At 66.7% G+C, this 19016-nt stretch carries 22 protein-coding genes; 4 read left to right on the top strand and 18 right to left on the bottom strand.

Annotated elements, in window-relative coordinates:
- Window positions 1-2: 2 nt before the first annotated feature.
- From arsH to QRN67_RS27415, 4 genes are read right to left on the bottom strand one after another with little or no spacing between them, the layout of a single operon-like run.
- Window positions 3-737 (bottom strand): arsenical resistance protein ArsH, encoded by a 735-nt coding sequence (gene arsH, locus QRN67_RS27400; protein ID WP_285414432.1) that lies wholly within the window; start codon window positions 735-737, stop codon window positions 3-5.
- Window positions 706-1140 (bottom strand): arsenate reductase (glutaredoxin), encoded by a 435-nt coding sequence (arsC, locus tag QRN67_RS27405; RefSeq protein ID WP_285414433.1) that lies wholly within the window; start codon window positions 1138-1140, stop codon window positions 706-708. Before arsC ends, arsH begins: the two co-directional genes overlap by 32 nt.
- Complete coding sequence (locus QRN67_RS27410) at window positions 1137-2429, bottom strand: arsenic transporter (protein ID WP_285414434.1); 1293 nt, start codon at window positions 2427-2429, stop codon at window positions 1137-1139. The genes arsC and QRN67_RS27410 overlap by 4 nt, the downstream gene beginning before the upstream one ends.
- 7 nt (window positions 2430-2436) lie before the next feature.
- Entirely contained in the window at window positions 2437-2760 is a 324-nt protein-coding gene (locus tag QRN67_RS27415; RefSeq protein WP_106937374.1) for an ArsR/SmtB family transcription factor, read from the bottom strand.
- A gap of 148 nt (window positions 2761-2908) precedes the next feature.
- On the opposite strand from QRN67_RS27415, the gene QRN67_RS27420 reads away from it, so the two are divergent.
- Window positions 2909-3637 carry an alpha/beta fold hydrolase gene (locus QRN67_RS27420; protein WP_285414435.1) on the top strand — a complete coding sequence of 243 codons (729 nt, stop codon included), beginning with the start codon at window positions 2909-2911 and terminating at the stop codon, window positions 3635-3637.
- Window positions 3638-3647: 10 nt separating this feature from the next.
- Here the strand turns inward: QRN67_RS27420 and QRN67_RS27425 are convergent, their stop codons facing one another.
- From QRN67_RS27425 to QRN67_RS27470, 10 genes are all read right to left on the bottom strand, one after another.
- Window positions 3648-4262, bottom strand: coding sequence for a 3'-5' exonuclease (locus QRN67_RS27425; protein WP_081268588.1), 615 nt, complete (start codon window positions 4260-4262; stop codon window positions 3648-3650).
- Window positions 4259-4672 carry a TfoX/Sxy family protein gene (locus QRN67_RS27430; protein WP_285414436.1) on the bottom strand — a complete coding sequence of 138 codons (414 nt, stop codon included), beginning with the start codon at window positions 4670-4672 and terminating at the stop codon, window positions 4259-4261. The genes QRN67_RS27425 and QRN67_RS27430 overlap by 4 nt, the downstream gene beginning before the upstream one ends.
- 61 nt (window positions 4673-4733) lie before the next feature.
- Window positions 4734-5123, bottom strand: a complete 390-nt coding sequence (locus tag QRN67_RS27435) for a VOC family protein (RefSeq protein ID WP_285414437.1) — start codon at window positions 5121-5123, stop codon at window positions 4734-4736.
- A 23-nt stretch (window positions 5124-5146) separates the two neighbouring features.
- A complete protein-coding gene (locus QRN67_RS27440) occupies window positions 5147-5641 on the bottom strand; it encodes a GNAT family N-acetyltransferase (RefSeq protein WP_234382446.1) in 495 nt (164 codons plus the stop codon).
- 49 nt (window positions 5642-5690) lie between these two features.
- A complete protein-coding gene (gene fghA / locus QRN67_RS27445; RefSeq protein WP_285414438.1) occupies window positions 5691-6569 on the bottom strand; it encodes an S-formylglutathione hydrolase in 879 nt (292 codons plus the stop codon).
- Window positions 6566-7486 (bottom strand): alpha/beta fold hydrolase, encoded by a 921-nt coding sequence (locus QRN67_RS27450; RefSeq protein ID WP_285414439.1) that lies wholly within the window; start codon window positions 7484-7486, stop codon window positions 6566-6568. Before QRN67_RS27450 ends, fghA begins: the two co-directional genes overlap by 4 nt.
- Window positions 7487-7507: 21 nt before the next feature.
- Window positions 7508-8614: an S-(hydroxymethyl)glutathione dehydrogenase/class III alcohol dehydrogenase gene (locus QRN67_RS27455; protein WP_106937382.1), complete on the bottom strand. Its 1107-nt coding sequence runs from the start codon at window positions 8612-8614 to the stop codon at window positions 7508-7510.
- A 39-nt stretch (window positions 8615-8653) separates the two neighbouring features.
- On the bottom strand, window positions 8654-9298 hold the full coding sequence (locus QRN67_RS27460) for a glutathione S-transferase family protein (RefSeq protein WP_285414440.1): 645 nt from the start codon (window positions 9296-9298) through the stop codon (window positions 8654-8656).
- A complete protein-coding gene (locus QRN67_RS27465) occupies window positions 9295-10143 on the bottom strand; it encodes an aromatic ring-hydroxylating oxygenase subunit alpha (protein ID WP_285414441.1) in 849 nt (282 codons plus the stop codon). Before QRN67_RS27465 ends, QRN67_RS27460 begins: the two co-directional genes overlap by 4 nt.
- Window positions 10144-10151: 8 nt before the next feature.
- Entirely contained in the window at window positions 10152-10823 is a 672-nt protein-coding gene (locus QRN67_RS27470; RefSeq protein WP_285414442.1) for a Rieske 2Fe-2S domain-containing protein, read from the bottom strand.
- Window positions 10824-10907: 84 nt separating this feature from the next.
- On the opposite strand from QRN67_RS27470, the gene QRN67_RS27475 reads away from it, so the two are divergent.
- Complete coding sequence (locus tag QRN67_RS27475) at window positions 10908-11879, top strand: LysR family transcriptional regulator (RefSeq protein ID WP_285414443.1); 972 nt, start codon at window positions 10908-10910, stop codon at window positions 11877-11879.
- Between the two features lie 39 nt (window positions 11880-11918).
- Window positions 11919-12359, top strand: coding sequence for a type II 3-dehydroquinate dehydratase (aroQ, locus tag QRN67_RS27480; protein WP_081268598.1), 441 nt, complete (start codon window positions 11919-11921; stop codon window positions 12357-12359).
- A 10-nt stretch (window positions 12360-12369) separates the two neighbouring features.
- Here aroQ and QRN67_RS27485 read toward each other — a convergent pair whose 3' ends face one another.
- The 3 genes from QRN67_RS27485 to QRN67_RS27495 all read right to left on the bottom strand — a co-directional run bounded on the left by QRN67_RS27485 (window position 12370) and on the right by QRN67_RS27495 (window position 17245).
- Complete coding sequence (locus QRN67_RS27485) at window positions 12370-13893, bottom strand: SpoVR family protein (protein ID WP_081268599.1); 1524 nt, start codon at window positions 13891-13893, stop codon at window positions 12370-12372.
- The gene (locus tag QRN67_RS27490; RefSeq protein ID WP_285414444.1) at window positions 13890-15182 is read right to left on the bottom strand and encodes a YeaH/YhbH family protein; all 1293 of its coding nucleotides are present in this window, start codon (window positions 15180-15182) and stop codon (window positions 13890-13892) included. The genes QRN67_RS27485 and QRN67_RS27490 overlap by 4 nt, the downstream gene beginning before the upstream one ends.
- 140 nt (window positions 15183-15322) lie before the next feature.
- The gene (locus tag QRN67_RS27495; RefSeq protein WP_106933825.1) at window positions 15323-17245 is read right to left on the bottom strand and encodes a PrkA family serine protein kinase; all 1923 of its coding nucleotides are present in this window, start codon (window positions 17243-17245) and stop codon (window positions 15323-15325) included.
- A 76-nt stretch (window positions 17246-17321) separates the two neighbouring features.
- Here QRN67_RS27495 and QRN67_RS27500 point away from each other — a divergent pair, with 76 nt between their 5' ends.
- A complete protein-coding gene (locus QRN67_RS27500; protein ID WP_285414445.1) occupies window positions 17322-17585 on the top strand; it encodes a hypothetical protein in 264 nt (87 codons plus the stop codon).
- A gap of 254 nt (window positions 17586-17839) precedes the next feature.
- Here the strand turns inward: QRN67_RS27500 and dnaJ are convergent, their stop codons facing one another.
- Window positions 17840-18979, bottom strand: a complete 1140-nt coding sequence (dnaJ, locus tag QRN67_RS27505; protein WP_285414446.1) for a molecular chaperone DnaJ — start codon at window positions 18977-18979, stop codon at window positions 17840-17842.
- Between the last annotated feature and the right edge of the window lie 37 nt (window positions 18980-19016).

Consider the following 19016-nt stretch of genomic DNA (forward strand, 5'->3'; position numbering starts at 1 on the left):
GCTCAGATGGCGCGCAGGTTCACCCGCCTTGAAAGCGCCTGCGCGCTTTCGCGCCGCTCGCTGTAGCGGTCGACGAGGTAGCCGGCACAGTCGCGCGTGAGCAGCGTGAACTTGACCAGCTCCTCCATCACGTCGACCACGCGCTCGTAGTACGGCGAAGGCTTCATGCGGCCGGCCTCGTCGAACTCCATGAAGGCCTTGGCCACCGACGACTGGTTGGGGATCGTGAGCATGCGCATCCAGCGCCCGAGCACGCGCAGCTGGTTCACCGCGTTGAACGACTGCGAGCCGCCCGACACCTGCATCACCGCCAGCGTCTTGCCCTGCGTGGGCCTTACCGAACCGACCGACAGCGGGATCCAGTCGATCTGCGATTTCATGATGCCGGTCATGGCGCCGTGCCGCTCGGGCGATGTCCACACCATGCCTTCGGCCCACTGCGCGAGGCTGCGCAGTTCGCTGACCTTCGGGTGGTCTTCGGGCGCGCCGTCCGGCGGGGGCAGGCCGTGCGGGTCGTAGATGCGGGGCTCGGCGCCCATGGCGACCAGCAGGCGCGCGGCTTCCTCGGTCAGCAGCCGGCTGTAGGAACGTTCGCGAAGCGAGCCGTAGAGCAGCAGGATGCGCGGCGCATGCGTGGCGCGCTGCGCGGGCAGCAGGGAGTGCAGCCCGGGCAGGCGGAAGGCCTCGGGGTCGAGGTTGGGAAGGTCAGGGGCGAAAGACACGCTGGCCTTTCGCATCGATGACGGGCTCGCCATCCTCCTTGGAAAACGCACCCTGCTGCGGGCGCGGGAGGATGTCGAGCACCAACTCCGAAGGCCGGCAGAGGCGCGTGCCCAGCGGCGTCACCACCACCGGCCGGTTGATGAGGATCGGGTGCGCCAGCATGAAGCCGATGAGCTGCTCGTCGGTCCACTTCGGATCGTCGAGGCCGAGTTCGTCGTACGGCGTGCCCTTGCGGCGCAGCAGGTCGCGCACCGGCATGCCCATCTGCGCGATCAGCCGCTGCAGCGTGGCGCGGTCCGGCGGGTTCTTCAGATACTCGATGACGGCGGGCTCCTCGCCGGAGTTGCAGATCAGCGCGAGCACATTGCGGGACGTGCCGCAGCCGGGGTTGTGATAGATCGTGATGTGGTTGTTCATGGCAGTGCGATGCTCAGTCGAAGCGCCAGTGCCGCCAGGGTGAAGAACAGCACCGGCAGGGTCAGCACGATGCCGACCCGGAAATATTCACCCCAGCCGATCAGCGTGCCCTTCTTCGCGAGCACGTGCAGCCAGAGCAGCGTGGCGAGGCTGCCTATCGGCGTGATCTTCGGGCCCAGGTCGCAGCCGATCACGTTGGCGTAGACCATCGCTTCCTTCACCGCGCCGCTCGCGGCCGACGCGTCGATGGAAAGCGCCCCGACCAGCACCGTGGGCATGTTGTTCATGACCGAAGACAGCACCGCCGCGAGAAAGCCCGTGCCCATTGCCGCACCCCAGACGCCGCCCTGCGCGAACACATCGAGCAGCGCCGCGACCTGCCCGGTGAGCCCCGCGTTGCGAAGCCCGTACACCACCAGGTACATGCCGAGGGAAAACACCACGATCTGCCAGGGCGCGCCGCGCAGCACGCCGCGGATGCCGATCACCGGACCGCGCCCGGCCACCGCCAGCAGCACCACCGCGCCGAATGCGGCCACAGCGCTCACTGGCACGCCCAGCGGCTCGAGTCCGAAGAAGCCGACCAGCAGCAGCGCGAGCACCACCCAGCCGGCGCGGAAGGTCGCCGGGTCGCGGATCGCATCGGCAGGCGCCTTGAGCCGGGCCGCGTCGTAGCGTGCCGGAATGCCTCGGCGGAAGTACAGCATCAGCACCAGCAGGCTCGCGAGCACCGCCGCGATGTTCACCGGCACCATCACCGAGGCATACGCGCCGAAGCCGATCCGGAAGAAGTCGGCCGAGACGATGTTCACGAGGTTGGACACGATCAGCGGCAGGCTCGCGGTGTCGGCGATGAAGCCCGCCGCCATGACGAAGGCGAGCGTGGCCGCGGGCGTGAAGCCGAGCGCGGCCAGCATCGCCATCACGATGGGCGTGAGGATCAGCGCGGCGCCGTCGTTGGCGAACAGCGCCGACACCGCCGCGCCCAGCAGCACGACGAACGCGAACAGCAGCCTGCCGCGCCCGCCGCCCCAGCGCGCCACGTGCAGGGCGGCCCATTCGAAGAAGCCCGCCTCGTCGAGCAGCAGGCTGATGACGATCACCGCGACGAAGGTGGCGGTCGCGTTCCACACGATGCCCCAGACGACGGGAATGTCGGACAACTGGACCACGCCGAGCAGCAGCGCGATGACGGCGCCGAGCGATGCGCTCCAGCCGATGCCCAGGCCGCGCGGCTGCCAGACGACCAGCACGAGCGTGAAGACGAAGATCAGGACGGCGGTCAGCATGCCGGGCTCAGCAGCCGCATGCCGAAGGAGCCTCGACGGCGCAGGCCTCGCCCTGGCAGCAGTTCTCGCCGAGGTAGCCGAGCAGGGCGTTCATCTGCTCGAAGGCGGCGCGGTACACGAGGTTGCGCCCCTGCCGTTCCTGCGACACCAGCCCCGAATTCATCAGTTCCTTGAGGTGGAACGACAGGCTGGTGCCGGGCACCTCCAGCGATTCGGTGAGTGCGCCGGGCGTCAGGCCGGCAGGGCCGGCGACCACCAGCGCGCGGAACACGCGAAGGCGAATGGGTTGCGCCAGGGCGGCGAGGGAGCGGACGACGTCGTTTTCTTCCATATTTCAAGTATCGTTGAATAATCGAATGGAAGCAATCGCGCCGGGGGGCCTTGGCACGAATCGGCCATCCGGCTGGCAGGCATGGGCTATTCAAAATGGATCACTGTTTCTAAAGTGCTCATCCGTCGCAACAACGAAAGAGACTCCCATGTCAGACACCTACGTTCTGGTTCACGGCGCATGGCACACCGGTGCCGAGATCGAAGCCGTGGCGGACGGCCTGCGCGCGGCCGGCCACACCGTGCATTGCCCCACGCTCGCCGGCAACAACCCCGGTGACGACCGCGCCAGCACCGGCCTGGAAGACGCCATCGCCTCGGCCGTGCGCTACATGGAGGAAAAGAACCTCACCGAGGTGCGGCTGGTGGGCCACAGCTACGGCGGGATGGTGATCTCCGGCGTGGCGGACCGCATCGCTGCGCGGTTGAAGCGGCTGGTCTACATCAACGCCTTCGTGCCGCTGGACGGCGAATCGCTCAACGACATGGTGCCGCCGCACTACGTGAGCATGTTCGATGCCGTCGCCGAGGCCAACGGCAACGCCGTGACCTTGCCGTTCGAGATCTGGCGCGAAGCCTTCATCAACGATGCCGACCTCGCCACGGCCACCGCCGCCTACGCCAGGCTCAACCCGCATCCGTACCGCACCTTCACCGACAAGATCCGGCTCAAGCAGCCGCTGGCCGCGCTGGCGCTGGGCAAGTCCTACGTCAATTGCCAGCAGGACACGGCGATGCCGCACGGCCTGCCGTGGCATCCGCGCCTGTCGGAGCGGCTGGGGCTGTTCAGGCTGGTGGAGTGCCCCGGCAGCCACGAGATGTTCTTCTCCAACCCGGCGCGGCTGGCGCAGGCCATCATCGAGGCGGGGCGCGACTGAGCGCGCGGGGTCAGCGGCTGCTGAAGAGTGCGTCGTACACGCGGATCGACGCATAGGCGTCGTTCGCGGCGTAGCGGATCTGCGCCTCGGTGAGCTGCCTGTTGGCCCAGTTCGAGGTGGTCGCCTTGCGCGACTTGATGAAGCGGCGGTTGAACACCAGCGCCACCGCCGCCTTCACGCCGACCGACTTGCGGTAGCCGCGCCTGCGGAATTCGTCGTCGATGTCGAACACCGCCTTCGGCTCGATGCCGAGGCGGTTGCGTATCAGCGTGAGGTCGCCCGACAGCCCGAAGCCGACCTTGCGCAGCTCGGTCGATGCAATGAGCGCGGCCACCACCGGGTTGCACTCCGTGCGGTGCAGCTGGAACAGCCAGGCCGTGTCGCGGGTGGAGAACTGCACCACGTGCGGGCCGCCCGACACCTCGTTCTTTGCGAAGGTGGGCTTGGATTCGGTGTCGAAGCCGGCAATGCCCGCGGCCAGCAGCGCGCCGGCCGCATGCTCGGCGTCCTGCAGCGTGGCGACGACCACGATGTCTTTGAGGCCGAGGCCTTCGAAGGGTTCGAGCAGCGCGATCTGTTCGCGCTCGGGCAGGGGCGGGAGTGCCGGCTTGTGTTGCTCGCTCACCGGGAGGCTGCTTTCGTTGTCGTCTTTTTCTTCACTGCGGCTTTCTTCACTTCGGCTTTCTTTGCGGGAGGTTTCTTCTGTTTGGGCGGCTGGCCCGAGCGCAACGCGGCCTCGTAGGCGCGGCGGCCCCAGAGGGCGGCCTCGTGCCGGTCCTCGAACAGGTCCGCCGGAGCCAGCCGGTAGGACATCGGCATCGACTGGCCCTGGCGTTCGTAGGTGAAGGGCGGCAGGTCCAGCGCGCCGAAGTGCGGCGCGCTTTCTGCGTCGGCCTTGAGATAGAGCGTGTCGTTCACCACGAGGGCGATCATGCGGTCCTCATGCCATATGCCATGGCCGCCGAACATGCGGCGCGTGCGAATGCGGCCCAGGCGCTCGAACACCTCGTGCAGGCTGTCGACGAATTCGCTCATTCGACAACCTTCGTGCTTCGCACTGCGGAGCGAGCTTGCTTGGGGCGGCCCGGCGCTGCGCTCATGCTGTGATCTCGATGCGGTTGCCGTCGGGGTCCAGCACCACGCTCTCGTAGTAGCCGTCGCCGGTGCGGCGCGGTCCGTCTAGCAGCGGGTAGCCGTCGGCTTTCAGGCGCTGGGTGAGCGCGTCGACGGCCGCGTCGGAGCCCACGCTGATGGCCAGGTGCGTCCAGCCCATGCGCTGGGCGCCGGCCTCGGCCGTCACCGGGGAGAGCGTGGAGGTGGTCATGGCCTCGATGCGCGCGCCGTCGCCCAGGCTCAGGAAGCACGAGGCGAAGCCCTTGGCCGGGTTGGCGTACCCCGCGCCGGCGGTGGCGCCGAAGTAGTCGACATAGAAGCGCTTGCAGCGTTCGAGATCGGTGGTCCAGAGTGCGATGTGATCGATGCGCATGGAGGGCGGGAAGAGAGGCTGGATCAGCCCACGCGCCACGGCGGGCGAGCGGGCGACCAATGGTAGGCGATGCGTTCGCGGCCGCTGCCCGGATGGCGGTCGACCGTGCCGCGCTCCAGGCCGTAGCGCTCGTAGAAGCGCTGCGCCGAGGTGTTGGTCACTGCCACGTGCAGCCGCCAGCCGGTTGGAATGCGCACGCAGGCCTCGTCGAGCAGCGCCTTGCCAAGGCCCTGGGCGCGCAGGTGCGGTTCCACGAAAAGCTGTGCCACGTACTCGCGCCGCTCCAGCAGCACCATGAACGCCAGCACCTGGCCCTCGCGTTCCGCCAGCACCACGTCGGCGGGCGGGCCGAACTCGGTGTGCACGCGATGCAGCCAGTGGCCGATGGGTTCGATGAAGGCGGCGCCGCGGTTGGCCGCCGTCCAGGCCCGTCGCCAGATGCCGGCCAGCACCATGTTCTCTTCTGCGGAGCCTTCGCGCGACCGCAGGTGGAAGGCGGGAATTTGGGCGGCGGACATGCGGCTCATGATACGGCGCGAGTCCGCCCCGGTCGACCCGGGCCGCCGCTCAGGCGCGCAGGCTCTGCGCGTGGTGCGCGATGTGGTCGGCCATGAAGGTCTGGATGAAGTAGTAGCCGTGGTCGTAGCCCGCGTGGCGGCGCATCGTGAGCGGCTGGCCGGCGGCGAAGCAGGCCGCCTCGAACGCCTCGGGGTGCAATTGCTCCGCGAGGAATTTGTCGCTCAGCCCCTGGTCGATCAGGATGCCTTGCGGGTAAGGCGCGGCCACCTGCGACTTCATGAGCGCGCTGGCGTCGTGCGAGAGCCATTGCGCGCGGTCGTCGCCGGGCGCGCCCAGGTAGCCGGCGAAGGCCTTCTCGCCCCACGGGCACTGCGTGGGCGCGCAGATCGGCGCGAAGGCAGAGAGCGATTTGAAGCGCCCCGGATGCCGCAGCGCCAGCGTGAGCGCACCGTGGCCGCCCATCGAGTGGCCGAAGATGCCGACGCGATGGCCGTCGATGGCGAAGTGCGCGGCCACCAGCGGCAGCAGCTCGTGCACGATCCAGCTCTCCATGCGCCAGTGCGTGGCCCAGGGCTCGGCCAGGGCGTCGAGGTAGAAGCCCGCGCCGATGCCGAAGTCCCAGTTGTCCTTGGCGCCCGGAATGCGCTCCACCTCGGCGCCGCGCGGGCTGGTGTCGGGTGCGATCAGCGCAATGCCCAGGCTCGCGGCCATGCGCTGCGCGCCGGCCTTCACCGCGAAGGTTTCTTCGTTGCAGGTCAGGCCCGCGAGGTAAAGCAGGGCGGGCACGGCGCCGTTCGCGGCCTGCGGCGGCAGGTAGACCGAGAAGCGCATCTGCAGGCCGATTTCGTGCGAGCGGTGCTCGTGGAAGCTCTGCACGCCGCCGAAGGCGTGATGCTCGGAAAGGGTCTTGGGTGTGTTGTCTGTCATGGGGTGTTGTTGCGCAACGCGGGGACCAGTTCGAGCACGGCGTCGGCAAAGGTGCGCGGCGCTTCCTGCGGCATGTTGTGGCCCACGCCGGGCACGAGGCGGTGCGAGCGCGGGCCGGAAAAGCGGTGCGCGTGGGCCGTCGCCTCCGCCGGCGGGCGCACGCCGTCGTCGATGCCGTCGAAGGTGATGGTCGGCACGGTGATGGCGGGCTGGGCCGCGAGCCGGCGCTCGATGTCCGCGTAGGCCGGGTCGCCCGGCACCAGGCCGAAGCGGTGGCGGTACGACTGGATCACCACGTCCACGAAGTCGGGGTGGTCGAAGGCCGAGGCGCTGCGCTCGAAGGTGGCGTCGTCGAACTTCCAGGTCGGCGACCACAGCTTCCACAGCAGCTTCGTGAATGCCCTGCGGTCTTTCTCGAGGCCTGCGCGGCCGCGCTCGCTGTGGAAGTAGTACTGGTACCAGAGGCTGTGCTCGTTGGCCGGCGTGTCGGGCTCCATCGCCTTCGCGATGTTCTGGATGTTGTAGCTGTTGAAGGACACCAGCCCCGCCACGCGCTCCGGCCACAGCGCCGCCACCACGCAGGCGGCACGGCCGCCCCAGTCGTAGCCGGCCAGCACCGCGCGTTCGATCTTCAGCGCATCGAGCAGCGCGAGCAGGTCGGCGCCGAGCGCTGCCTGCTCGCCCGAACGCGGCGTGGCGTCGCTCAGGAAGCGCGTGGCGCCATAGCCGCGCAGGTACGGCACGATCACGCGGCAGCCCTGGCCGGCCAGCATCGGCGCGACTTCCGAGTAGGTGTGGATGTCGTACGGAAAGCCGTGCATCAGCAGCACCGGCGGGCCGTCTGCCGGGCCGGTCTCGAAGTACGCGACTTCGAGGACGCCGGCCTCGACCTTCTGCAAGGGCTCCATGCGTGTCATGGCCGGTGCCTCCGGGGCTTTTTAGTAGATGACCACGCCGCGGATGGACTCGCCGCGCTTCATGAGGTCGAAGCCCTTGTTGATGTCCTCCAGCGGCATGGTGTGGGTGATCAGGCTGTCGATGTCGATCTTGCCTTCCATGTACCAGTCGACGATCTTCGGCACGTCGGTGCGGCCGCGCGCGCCGCCGAAGGCCGAGCCTTCCCACTTGCGGCCGGTGACCAGCTGGAACGGCCGCGTGCTGATCTCCGCGCCGGCCTCGGCCACGCCGATGATGATGCTGCGGCCCCAGCCCTTGTGCGTGCATTCCAGCGCCTGGCGCATCACCTTGGTGTTGCCGATGCACTCGAAGCTGTAGTCGGCGCCGCCGTCGGTCAGCTGCACGATGGCATCGACGATGTTCTCGTGGTCCTTCGGGTTCAGGAAGTGCGTCATGCCGAACTTGCGGGCCATGGCTTCGCGCTCGGGGTTCAGGTCGATGCCGATGATCTTGTCGGCGCCCACCATCCTGGCGCCCTGGATCACGTTCAGGCCGATGCCGCCGAGGCCGAACACCACCACGTTGGCGCCGGCTTCCACCTTGGCGGTGAAGATCACCGCGCCGATGCCGGTGGTCACGCCGCAGCCGATGTAGCAGACCTTGTCGAAGGGCGCGTCCTCGCGGATCTTGGCCAGCGAGATCTCGGGCGCCACGGTGTAGTTGCTGAAGGTGCTGGTGCCCATGTAGTGGGCGATGGGCTTGCCGTCGAGGCTGAAGCGGCTGGTGCCGTCGGGCATCTGGCCCTTGCCCTGGGTGCCGCGGATCAACTGGCACAGGTTGGTCTTGCGGCTCAGGCAGAACTTGCACTGGCGGCATTCGGGCGTGTACAGCGGAATGACGTGGTCGCCCTTCTTCAGGGTGGTGACGCCGGGGCCGACGTCGACCACGATGCCCGCGCCTTCATGGCCCAGGATGGCGGGGAAGATGCCTTCGGGGTCCGCGCCCGAGAGCGTGTAGTAGTCGGTGTGGCAGATGCCGGTGGCCTTGATCTCGACCAGCACTTCGCCGAACTTGGGGCCTTCGAGGTCCACGGTTTCGATGGTGAGCGGCGCTCCGGATTTCCACGCGACGGCGGCTTTGGTTTTCATGGTGTTGGGTTCTTCAGAAGGCGGGAGGGGTGAGGATACTCAGGCGGGGCCAGCGGGGAAGATACCCGACATGCCGATGAACCCGCGCACGTGGCGGACATTCCACACCCAGTTTCGCAGTGCGGGAAATTCGTCGAGCGAAATGCCGCCTTCGCCGGCCAGCGCCACGTACGGAAAGCAGGCGATGTCGGCAATGGTCGGCTCGGGCGCGGAGGCCAGCCAGCGCAGGCCCGCGCTGGCCTGTTCCGCCAGATGGTCGTCGAGCACGCGGAACACGGCGCGCGCGCCGCTGCGGCATGCCTCGATGTCCAGTTGGTGGTAGCCGAGCGCATCGTGCAGCCGCGCGGCCGAGGCGGTGCGGGTGATCTCATCGGCGGTGGCGAGCCACATCGCGATCTGGCCGCGCAGCCTGGGGTCGTCGGGATACCAGCGGCCCTGCGGGTCATAGCGGCTCGCGAGGTAGACCAGGATGGCCTGCGCATCGCGCAGCAGGAAGCCGTCGTCGTCGAGCACCGGCAGCTGGCCGAGCGGGTTGACCCTGGCCAGGAACGCGGCCGACTTGTGTTCGCGGCCCGGAAAGAAATCGACCGGCACCGTCTGGTATTCGACGCCGAGCCACGCCAGCATCTGCCGCACCTTGAAGCAGTTGCCCGACAGCGGGTAGTCGTACAGCTTCACGGTCATGCCGCCGCCCTCACGCCGAAGCGCATGCCGCGCTCGCGCAGCCAGCGCCGGTAGGTGACGGAGGAGGTGTCGCCGCGCGTCGGCGTCTCGGCGCGGCCTTCGAGCGGCATGCGCTTGAAGGCGTGGTTCTCCAGAATGGGCTTGTCCTGCCCGAAGATGGTGTGCTGGAAGGCGATGAGCTCCGCGTCGGTGGAGTCCTCGTCGAAGCAGGCGAGCATGGTGTGCGCGATGACACGCTCGTCGTCCACGGGCTGCAGGAAAAGGCCGATGGCGTCGAGCTGCCCTTCGCGGAAGCTCGACTTGTAGAGCATGGCCGAGAACGGCTGCATCACGCGGTACTTGTAGAGCACCTCGCTGCCTGAGCTGTCGTGCGCGGCCGAGGCCCGGGGCTGCCAGAAGCGGCAGTCGGTGGCCCAGATCTCGCCGGTGGCGGGCTCGACCTGCACCTGGTATTGCGCCACCTCGGTGTGCGGCACCTTGCCGAGGTAGTCGGCATGCACGAAGGGAAAGTGCGCCATGTCCAGGAAGTTCTCGATCACGCGCAGGCCCGACACCGCCACGCCGATGCCGCCGCAGTCGATGGTGCGGCGGCCGGGCTCGCTGTATTCGGGAAAGTCGAACAACGGGCGCGCCGGTTTGCCGCTGGGGCAGGCCCAGAGGTAGCCGTAGCGCGACTGCACGGCCAGCGGCTGGTTTCCGAGGCGGCACCGGGGCGTGCCGTCGGAGTCGTCGATCCACAGCTGCACGGTCTCGCCGAGCAGACGGGTGGTGCGGGGTGCGGCCGTGGCGGGGCCGATGACGAGCCAGTCGTCGAGCATGTTGGGGTCGTCGGTGACGAAGGGCATGGGATCTTTCAGCCGAGGGCTTCGATGTCGGCGCGCAGGCTGCGCGCGGCGGTGTGCAGGGCCTGCATGGCGAGGGAGCCCGGGGCGGCGTCTGTCCAGAGTTGGACGAAGGCGAGCCGGGGCTGGGCGTCGAGCACGAGCGCGGCGGTGGCCACCCCGTCGAGCTGGCCGCGCCAGGCGCCCGAGGCTGCTTCGGCGATCAAGCCGCGTTGCGCCAGTGCCGCTCGCACGGTGTCGGCGGGCGTGTTCACGGTCAGCGTGCGGCAGAAGTGCCAGCCGGCGGGCACGGCGTCGGCCAGGGCCGGTGCCGCGGGCGTCGCCTCCGGCGACAGGCGGACCCAGAGCATTCCGGCAGCCTCCGCCGTCGCGAAGGTCTTGGCGCAGACATTGCGCGGCGCCTGCATGGCCGGGTGCGCCGGGATGCGGGTGCATTGCCCGCTGCCGGCCGCGTACTGCCAGCCGTGGTACGCGCAGGCCAGGTGGTTGTCGACCACCTGCCCCAGCGTGAAGCGCACGCTGCGGTGCGGACAGCGGTTTTCCCAGGCCTGCGCGGTGCCGTCGGTGGCGCGCCAGAGCGCGAGTTCCTGGCCTTCGGCAAAGCCGGCGACGATGTTGTCGCCGGGGCGAAGATCGGCCGAGCGCGCGACGGGGTGCCAGATGGCGGTGTTCTGTGTGTTCATGGCGGTGATACCGTACCGCTTCCCACGCACCGATGAAAGCCACATGGAGAGACGCTACTTTTCATTCCTGCAACGCCGGGCCGCATGAGCCGGATCGATCTTGCACTGGTCGAGGCCTTCGTGCTGGTCGCGAAGAGCGGCAGCCTGACCAGGGCCGAAAGCCTGTCGGGCACGTCCAAGGCCACGCTGAGCAGGCAGCTCACGCGGCTCGAAGAGTTGCTGGGTGCCCAGCTGCTGCTGCGCAGCCCGCGCCGCATCGCGCTCACCGAGGCGGGGCGCGCCTTTCTGCTGCGCGGTGAGGGGCTGCTCGACGAAGTGACGGGCCGGCTTGAGGCGGCCAGCACGGAGATCCACGAGCTGACCACGGGCGTGTCGGGACGCCTCTCGCTGCTGTCGGACACGCAGTTCAGCACCTCCTTCGTCTGTCACGTGGTCAAGCTTTTCCTGGAAGCGCACCCCGAGGTGCGCTGCCAGCTCGACGTGGCCAACGGCTTCCATGCCCCGCGCATCGGCGACGTCGACTGCTATGTCTGCGCCGAGCCGCCCGACGCGCCGAACCTCGTGGCCAAGCTGCTGGGGCGGCTGAACTACGGGCTCTACGCGAGTCCGCAGTACCTGGCGCGGCACGGTGCGCCGTCGTCGCCGGCTGAGTTGGCCGCGCACCAGTCCATCGTGATGAAGGAGCCTTCTTCGGGGCGTTCGCAGGTGCTGCTGGTGTCGGGCGCGCAGAGCTTTGCCTTCCAGCCCGAGCCTGCCTTCGAGACCAACGACCACTGGGTCATGAAGACCTTTTGCATCGACGGCCTGGGCATTGCGCTGCTGCCGGCCTTCTTCGTGCGGCCGGAGGTGGAGCAGGGTGTGCTCGCGCCGGTGCTGCCGCAGTGGCAGCCCGAGCCGCGCCGCATCTACTGTGCCTACCAGCGCCAGCGCTACATGGGGCAGAAACTGCGCGCGTTCGTCGACCTGATGGCGCGCTGCGTGGTCGACATCGACTCTTACAACTACTACGTCGGGTCATCGGCCGCGCGGCGCCGCCGGACGGCCGCGAGACCATAATCGGCGCCTGCCAGACCGACCCTCATTCATACAGCCATCATGAAGAAAATCCTCGTCCTCAACGGCCCCAACCTCAACCTGCTCGGCACGCGCGAGCCCGAACAGTACGGACGCGACACGCTGGCCGACGTCGAACGGCTGTGCAAGGAAACCGGCGCCAAGCATGGCGTTGAAATCGAATGCCGCCAGTCGAACCACGAAGGCGTGCTGATCGACTGGATCCAGGAGGCCGGCCGCGAGGTGGCGGCGGGCAACATGCTGGGCGTGGTGATGAACCCGGGCGCCTATACGCACACCTCCATCGCCCTGCACGACGCCATCAAGGGCGCGAGCGTGCCGCTGATCGAACTGCACATCTCGAACGTGCACGCGCGCGAGCAGTTCCGCCACCACTCTTACATCTCGCCGGCGGCGAAGGGGATCATCGTGGGCCTGGGCGTGAAGGGCTACACGCTCGCCATCGCGGCGCTGGTGCCCTGACTGCCCTGAACTAGTACTGCTGCTTCGGCGCCGCCGCCTTCCAGCTGCGGCTGACGCGGCCCTGGCTGTCGACGCTTTCCAGGTGCACGTCGAAGCCCCAGAGCCGCGCGACGTGCTTCAGCACTTCCTCGGCGCCGTCGTGCAGCGGCAGGTGGTTGCGCTGCGTGTGGCGCAAGGTCAGCGAGCGGTCGCCGCGCGTGGCCACGTTCCAGACCTGGATGTCGGGCTCGCGGCTGCCGATGTCGTACTGGCGTGACAGCGATTCGCGCAGCGCGTGGTAGCCGCTATCGTCGTGGATGGCCGACACCTCCAGCTCCGACTCGCTCTGGAAATCGCGGATCGAGAACAGGCGCAGGTCGCGCATCGTCTTCGGGCTCAGGAACTGGCCGATGAAGCTCTCGTCCTTGAAGTTGCGCATGGCGTAGTCGAGCGTCTTGACCCAGTCGGTGTCCACGAAGTCGGGGAACCAGCGGCGGTCTTCCTCGGTCGGCTTCTCGCACACGCGGCGCAGGTCGGTCATCATCTTGAAGCCGAGCGCATACGGGTTGATGCCGCTGTAGGCGCGGTGCCCCACCGGCGGCTGGTAGATCACGCCGGTGTGCGAGCTGAGCCATTCCATCATGAAGCCATCGGCCAGCTGGCCCCGGTCGTACATGGTGTTGAGCAGCGTGTAGTGCCAGAAGGTGGCCCACCCTTCGTTCATGACCTGGGTCTGGCGCTGCGGGTAGAAGTACTGCGCGATCTTGCGCACGATGCGCACCACCTCGCGCTGCCAGGGTTCGAGCAGGGCGGCGTTCTTCTCAATGAAATACAGCAGGTTCTCCTGCGGCTCCGACGGGAAGCGCTTCGACGAATCGGCCTCGGCAGCCTGCTCGCTCTTACGCGGCAGTGTGCGCCAGAGGTCGTTCACCTGCTGCTGCATGTGGCGCTCGCGCTCGGCGCGCTGGGCGCTTTCCTGCGCCAGCGAGCGCTTCTGCGGACGGCGATAACGGTCGACGCCGTAGTTCATCAGCGCGTGGCAGGAGTCGAGCAGCTGCTCGACCGCATCGAGGCCGTGGCGCTCCTCGCATTCGGCGATGTAGTGCCGCGCGTAGACCAGGTAGTCGATGATGGACGAGGCATCCGTCCACATGCGGAACAGGTAGTTGCCCTTGAAGAAGCTGTTGTGGCCGTAGGCCGCATGCGCGATCACCAGGGCCTGCATGGCCATGGTGTTCTCTTCCATCAGATAGGCGATGCACGGATCGGAGTTGATGACGATCTCGTAGGCCAGCCCCATGTGGCCGCGCTTGTAGTTCTTCTCGGTCGAGATGAACTGTTTGCCGTACGACCAGTGGCGGTAGATCATGGGCATGCCCACGCTGGCGTAGGCGTCCATCATCTGCTCGGCCGTGATGACCTCGAGCTGGTTCGGGTACACGTCGAGGCCGTAGCTCCTGGCCGTCTTGGCGATCTCGGCGTGGTAGGTCTCGATGAGTTCGAAGGTCCAGTCGGAGGGGCTGGGCAGGCGTTCGTGAACACGGTCGGTGATCATGATGTCACCCCTTCCTTCTTGAACAGGTCGCGGAAGACCGGATAGATGTCCTGCGCGTCGGACACCTTGCGCATCGCGAAGTTGGGCTGCACGCCTTCGAGCTGCTGGTACTCCTGCCACAGGTTCTGCTCGGTCTCGGCCACCTGCACGTAGGCGTAGTAGCGCACCACGGGCAGGATGTTGTCGACCAGCAGCTCGCGGCAGCGGCCGCTGTCCTGGTGCCAGTTGTCGCCGTCGCTGGCCTGCGCGCCGTACACGTTCCACTCGCCGCTGGGGTAGCGCGCCTTGATGATCTCGTCCATCAGCACGAGCGCGCTCGACACCACGGTGCCGCCCGTTTCCGTGGCGTGGAAGAACTCTTCCTCGGTCACCTCCTGCGCCTGCGTGTGGTGGCGCAGGAACACGAGGTCGATCTTCTCGTAGTGCCGCGTGAGGAACATGTACAGCAGCATGAAGAAGCGCTTGGCCATGTCCTTGCGCGCCTCGTCCATGGAGCCCGACACGTCCATCAGGCAGAACATCACCGCCTTGGCGCTGGGCACGGGCGTCTTCACGCGGTTGCGGTAGCGCAGGTCGATCGGGTCGATGTAGGGCACGTGCCGCATGGTGCGGCGCAGCTCGGCGATGCGCTCCTCGGTCTCGCGGATCTCGTTCTGGACGAGGGCCTGCGCGGCCTGCGGATGCCGCTTCAGCTGCTCGAGGTGCGCCTCCAGGCGCTTGAGTTCCTTGCGCGGCTCGCCGCCCAGCGCGATGCGGCGGGCGAGGGCGCCGCGCATCGAGCGCACCACGTGCAGGTTGTTGGGGGAGCCGTCGCTGGTGAAGCCGGCGCGGTGGCTCTTCCACTCGGGCACGTCGGCGATCTGCGTGCGAATGAGGTGCGGCAGCGCGAGGTCGTCGAAGAAGACGCGCATGAACTCCTCGCGCGTGAGGCGGAAGACGAAGTCGTCCTCGCCTTCGCCGCCGTCGCTGGCTTCCTCGCTGCCGGAGCCGCCGCCGCCCCCGCCTTCGGGGCGCTTGATGCGGTCGCCCTTCAGGTATTCCTGGTTGCCAGGGTGCACATATTCGCGGTCGCCGCCGCGCGCATGGCCGAACACGGGCTCGGACACGTCGTGGCGCGGCAGGGTCACGTCTTCGCCTTGCTCCAGTTCGCGGATGTTGCGCCCGCTGACGGCGCGCCTCACCGCTTCCTGGATCTGCCCCTTGTAGCGCCTGAGAAAGCGCTCGCGGTTGCCAATGGACTTGTTCTTGCCCGATAGCCGGCGGTCGATGATCTGCTGCAGAATGGCCACGATGTCTGCTCCCTTAATGACGGATCACGCGTTCCTTCGTGAAACGCCGTGGAACCGGCTTTGCCGGGCCGCTGGCGTTGCCCCCTGCAAGGGGGTTGGCGAAGCGACACGAAGTGCGCGAAGCCTGGGGGTGTGCCATATCAAGAGCTCTTGCGCACCCGCAGATACCACTCGCAGAGCAGGCGCACCTGCTTGGCGGTGTAGCCCTTCTCCACCATGCGCGTCACGAAGTCCTCGTGCTTCTTCTGCTCGTCGGCGCTGCTCTTGGTGTTGAAGCTGATCACCGGCAGGAGTTCTTCGGTGTTGGAGAACATCTTCTTCTCGATCACCGCGCGCAGCTTCTCGTAGCTGGTCCACGCCGGGTTGCGCCCCGCGTTGCCGGCCCGTGCGCGCAGCACGAAGTTGACGATCTCGTTGCGGAAGTCCTTCGGGTTGCCGATGCCTGCAGGCCGCTCGATCTTCTCGAGTTCGGCGTTGAGCGAGGCGCGGTCGAACACTTCGCCGGTGTCCACGTCGCGGAACTCCTGGTCCTGGATCCAGTAGTCGGCGTAGGTCACGTAGCGGTCGAAGATGTTCTGGCCGTACTCGCTGTAGCTCTCCAGGTAGGCGGTCTGGATTTCCTTGCCGATGAACTCGGCGTAGCGCGGCGCCAGCAGCTCCTTGATGTAGCTGATGTACTTCTGCTCGACCTCGGGGGCGAACTGCTCGCGCTCGATCTGCTGCTCGAGCACGTACATCAGGTGCACCGGGTTCGCGGCCACTTCGGAGCTGTCGAAGTTGAAGACCTTCGAGATGATCTTGAAGGCGAAGCGCGTGGAAACGCCGCTCATGCCCTCGTCGACGCCCGCGTAGTCGCGGTACTCCTGGATCGACTTGGCCTTGGGATCGGTGTCCTTGAGGTTCTCGCCGTCGTACACCTGCATCTTGCTGAAGGTGCTGGAGTTCTCGGGCTCCTTCAGGCGCGTGAGCACCGAGAGCTGGGCCATCATGCGCAGCGTTCCCGGGGCGCAGGGTGCCTTGGCGAGCGACGAGTTGCGCACCAGCTTCTCGTAGATCTTGATCTCTTCGGAGGCGCGCAGGCAGTAGGGCACCTTGACGATGTAGATCCGGTCGAGGAAAGCCTCGTTGTTCTTGTTGTTGCGGAAGGCCTTCCACTCGCTCTCGTTGCTGTGCGCGAGCACGATGCCGTCGAAGGGGATGGCGCCGAAGCCTTCCGTGCCCTTGAAGTTGCTTTCCTGCGTGGCCGTGAGCAGCGGATGCAGCACCTTGATGGGCGCCTTGAACATTTCCACGAACTCCAGCAGCCCCTGGTTGGCCAGGCACAGGCCGCCGGAGTAGGCGTATGCGTCGGGGTCGTCCTGGGCGTAGGTCTCCAGCTTGCGGATGTCGACCTTGCCGACCAGCGAGGAGATGTCCTGGTTGTTCTCGTCGCCGGGCTCGGTCTTGGCCACGGCGATCTGCCGCAGCACGGACGGGTAGCGCTTGACGACCTTGAACTGGCGGATGTCGCCGCCGTACTCCTCGAGCCGCTTGACGGCCCAGGGCGAGAGAATCCGGTTCAGGTAGCGGCGGGGGATGCCGTATTCCTTTTCGAGGATCTCGCCGTCTTCGAGTGCGTCGAAGAGGCCGAGCGGGGATTCGTTGACCGGCGAACCCTGTATCGCATAGAAGGGCACGTGCTCCATGAGCTGCTTCAGGCGCTCCGCGATGGAGCTCTTGCCGCCACCCACCGGGCCCAGCAGGTAAAGGATCTGCTTCTTTTCTTCCAGTCCCTGCGCGGCGTGGCGGAAATAGGACACCACCTGTTCTATGGCGTCTTCCATGCCGTAGAACTCCTTGAACGCCGGGTAGATCTTGATGACCTTGTTGGCGAAGATGCGCGACAGACGGGGGTCGTTGCGCGTGTCTACCAACTCCGGCTCGCCGATAGCCTTGAGCATTCGCTCGGAGGCCGTGGCATACGCGGTGGGATCGCGCTTGCAGATGTCAAGGTAGTCCTGCAGCGAGATGACTTCCTCGCGTGTGCGCTCGTAGCGGGCGGCAAAGTTGCTGATCACATCCATGGTCACGCCTCCATCAAGAGTCAGTGGGCTTTTGGCCCGATGGCGTGCAACAAAGGCTTTGCGCAACATTTAAGGTGTGCCTGCCCTTGGCTGCATGCCGCGGAAAACTCCCTTACAACAATCTGCTAACAATCAGCATAAAGCAAAGATTGAACCCGGCAAATCATTTGTTAATTCAGAACCACGCTATCAAGTAAAGTTCCGCGAAAAACAAGGAACAAATTTCCGGATTTCGGCTAAATTCAAGGGCTGGCTTTTTGATTTTCTCCGGGTGAAAACGTCTATGCCGAACGGTCATTGGCCGTTTTTGATTTTTCTCCGGGAAAAACTCACCTATTGAGCTTCAAGTCTCAAAAAAACCTGCCTTCTTCTGCAATAACGCGCGATCTGCCGTTTGGTTTATTGCGCTAACAAAAAAATATAAAAGCAATCCTCGCGCCACCTCGCGCCACCTCGCGATAGGCGGTTTGCGCCAACCGGCGTGGGAGTGCCGCCCGTGCCCGCACCAACTTGGTGATCCATGAAAGACAAAGGGCCGCGATCGCGGCCCTTGTAGTGATGTGGTGCGGTCACGTCACCGCGGCGGCATCGAGTTCAGCTGAAGAACTCCTTCGCCTTGTCGAACCATCCCTTGTCGGTCGGGCTGTGCTTCTCGCCGCCCTTCTTGAGGGAGTCGTCGAGGTCCTTCAGCAGCTTGCGCTGGAACTCGGTGAGCTTCACCGGCGTCTCTACGCGCACGTGGCAGTACAGGTCGCCGGTGTAGCTCGAGTTCACGCCCTTGATGCCCTTGCCGCGCAGGCGGAACTGCTTGCCGCTCTGCGTGCCTTCGGGAATGTCGATGGCTGCCGCGCCCTTGAGCGTGGGCACGTTGATCTCGCCGCCCAGCGCTGCCGTGGTCATGCTCACCGGCACCACGCAGTGCAGGTTGTCGCCGTCGCGCTCGAAGATGTCGTGCTTCTTGAGGCGGATCTCGATGTACAGGTCGCCCGGCGGGCCGCCGTTGACGCCCGGTTCGCCGCTGCCGGTGACGCGCATGCGCTGGCCGTCGTCGATGCCCGCGCGGATCTTCACTTCGAGCGTCTTGTTGCGCTTGATCTTGCCCTGGCCGTGGCACGCGGTGCAGGGCTCGGGAATGATCTTGCCGCTGCCGTGGCAGGTGGGGCAGGTCTGCTGCACGCTGAAGAAGCCCTGGCGCATCTGCACCGCGCCCGCGCCGTGGCAGGTGGTGCAGGTGATGGGCTTGGTGCCGGGCTTGGCGCCCGAGCCGTGGCAGGTGTCGCACTCGTCCCAGGTCGGGATGCGGATCTCGGTCGTCTTGCCTTCCGCGGCTTCCTCGAGCGTGATCTCCATCGCGTAGCTGAGGTCGCTGCCGCGGAACACCTGGCGCCCGCTGCTGGTGCGGCCGCGGCCGCCGCCGCCAAACACGTCGCCGAAGATGTCGCCGAAGGCTTCCGCGAAGCCGCCGAAGCCTTCCGCGCCCGGACCGCCGCGCATGTTGGGGTCGACGCCGGCGTGGCCGTACTGGTCGTAGGCTGCGCGCTTCTGTCCGTCGGACAGCATTTCGTAGGCTTCCTTCACCTCCTTGAACTTGGCCTCGGCGTCCTTCGCGGTGTCGCCGTGGTTGCGGTCCGGGTGGTGCTTCATCGCGAGCTTGCGATAAGCCTTCTTGATTTCGTCCTCGCTCGCGTTCTTGGGGACGCCGAGGGTTTCGTAGTAGTCGCGTTTGGTGGCCATGGCAGGTCGGTCAGCAGATCAGGGAAGCAGCGGGAAC

The sequence above is a fragment of the Variovorax sp. efr-133-TYG-130 genome (assembly GCF_030208835.1).
In the GTDB taxonomy this organism is placed as follows: domain Bacteria; phylum Pseudomonadota; class Gammaproteobacteria; order Burkholderiales; family Burkholderiaceae_C; genus Variovorax.